General features: G+C 66.8%; 1 pseudogene. It reads left to right on the top strand.

The features are described from left to right. Window positions 1–193: 193 nt before the first annotated feature. Window positions 194–2,491 (top strand): annotated as a pseudogene (locus NV1_RS46560) (protein kinase domain-containing protein); the annotation flags it as partial.

The raw sequence follows: 2,491 nt of genomic DNA, 5'->3' as shown, positions 1-2,491 counted from the left end.
CCGATGATTCACGCGCATGCGAACCGACACGACATGTGTTGGAATCGCTGACCCAGGCGCGGCGGCCCGGCAGCCCGAAGCACCTTCCTGTGTGCTCTATTGCCGCCGCTTCTCAGGGGTACGCTGTTGGTTAACGAAGGGTTAACCTCTTTTGCCGGCCTCCGTGGATGTGCTGGCGGATGGTGTGCGGCTGATGGGCGAGGATGATCCGTTCCGGACAGTTCGTGACGTGTCGGAGCCGGTCACGACGGAGTTGAGTGCGGCTGGATTTGCCGATGCCGAGGAGATCGGGCGGGGCGGTTTCGGTGTCGTCTATCGTTGTATCGAGGCGGAGCTGGACCGGACGGTGGCGGTGAAGGTCTTGACCGCCGAGTTCGATGTAGAGAACCGGGCGCGCTTTTTTCGGGAGCAGCGGGCGATGGGCCGGCTGACGGGGCATCCCAATATTGTGACCGTCTTGCAGGCGGGTACGACCGCCAGTGGACGGCCCTATCTGGTGATGCCGTATTACTCGCTGGACTGCCTGGACGCGCGGATCCGCGAGCGGGGTCCGCTGCCGGCGGAGACCGTGTTGGGCATTGGGGTGAAGATCGCCGGAGCACTGGAGCGTGCACACGGGTTGGGCATCGTGCATCGCGATGTGAAACCGGGCAACATTCTGCTCACCGACTACGGTGAACCCGCGTTGACCGACTTCGGTATAGCCCGCTTCGCGGGGGGTTTCCAGACGTCGGCGGGCACGCTGACCGGGTCGCCGGCGTTCACCGCGCCCGAAGTACTCGCAGGCGCGGCTCCCACCGCGGCCGCGGACGTCTACGGGCTGGGTGCCACCCTGTTCTGCGCGCTGACCGGGCACGCGGCATTCGAACGGCGCAGCGGGGAGCATGTGGTGACCCAGTTCCTGCGGATCACCACCCAACCGGTACCGGACCTACGCGAGCATGGCATCGCCGAGGATGTGTCCGCGGTCGTGGCGGCCGCGATGAGCCGCGATCCGGGCGAGCGGCCCTCAGCGGTGGCGCTCGGGGAAGCGATCCGGCAGGTCCAGCACCGCCACGAGTTCGCGGTCGAGGAGATGGCGTTGCGGACCGGACCGGGCGACAAGCACCGGGAACCGAAGCCCGCGACGGGGAGCTCACGCGTTCCGGCAGCGACTCCACGGGGTGCCGGTAGTTTGCCACTGGAGTTGACCAGTTTCGTCGGCCGCCGCATCGAGCTGGCGGAGGTGAAGAATCTACTGTCCTCGACTCGGTTGGTGACGTTGACCGGGATCGGCGGGGTGGGCAAGACACGGCTGGCGCTGCGGGCGGCGGCGACCGCGCGCGAGAAGTTCGCCGACAGGGGTGTGGTTGATCGAGCTGGCCGATGTGTCCGACCCGTCGCTGTTGGTCGAAGTGGTCGCGGCAACCCTGGGATTGCGCGACGATCCGACACGGCCACTACAGGAAGTGGTGATCGAGTTCCTGACCTCGCGGGAATCGCTGCTGATCCTGGACAACTGTGAGCAACTAGCGGCGGCGGTGGCGGCGCTGGTCGAGACCTGGTTGCGGACCTGCCCGAACGTACGGATCCTGATCACCAGCCGCGAACCGTTGGATATCGCCGGGGAGGCGGTGCTGCGGGTATCGCCGCTCACGGTGCCGGATCCGGATCGGGAACCCTCACTACGGGGACTGCGCCGCTGTGACGCGGTCACATTGTTCGCCGACCGCGCGACCGCGGCTGTTCCAGGTTTCGAGCTGACCGAGAACAACAAGGCCACGACCGCCCGGATCTGCGCCCGGCTGGACGGATTACCGCTGGCAATCGAGCTGGCCGCGGCCCGGATGCGGATGATGTCGCCGCAGCAGATCCTGCAGCGGCTCGATAATCGTTTTGCGCTGCTGACCCGCGCCAGCCGCACCGCCCCGACACGCCAGCAGACGCTGGAATGGTGTGTCGATTGGAGCTTCCAATTGTGCAGCCCGACCGAGCAGCGGCTCTGGGCCCGGCTGTCGGTGTTCGCCGGTGGCTTCGAACTCGACGCCGCCGAACAGATCTGCGGCGCCGATACGGCTCCGGACAGTCCGCTCGATGTGCTGTCCTCGCTGGTGGACAAGTCGATCCTGATCCGCGACGAGGCAGATGCGGTGGTGCGGTTCCGGATGCTGGACACGGTCCAGGAATACGGCCGCCAGAAGCTGCGGGACTCCGGCCAGGACCAACTGATGCGGCGCCGGCACCGCGACTGGTACCAGCGACTGGCCCGCGATGCGGAGGCCGGGTGGATCAGTGACCAACAGCCCTACTGGATCGCCAGGCTGGAACGTGAACTCCCGAACCTGCGCCAGGCGCTCGAAGCCAGCCTGGCCGAGGACACCGAGCAGGCAGCCGACGCCGCACTGCAGACCGCTGGCGCCCTGTTCATGTTCTGGAGTTTTCGCGGACTGTACGGCGAGGGGCGGCGCTGGATCGACCGAGTCACGAAACACCCTGCCCGACAGGGGATACC

This window comes from Nocardia vaccinii NBRC 15922 (assembly GCF_001613305.1).
In the GTDB taxonomy this organism is placed as follows: domain Bacteria; phylum Actinomycetota; class Actinomycetes; order Mycobacteriales; family Mycobacteriaceae; genus Nocardia; species Nocardia vaccinii.
This window is presented reverse-complemented; position numbering and strand designations above follow the sequence as displayed.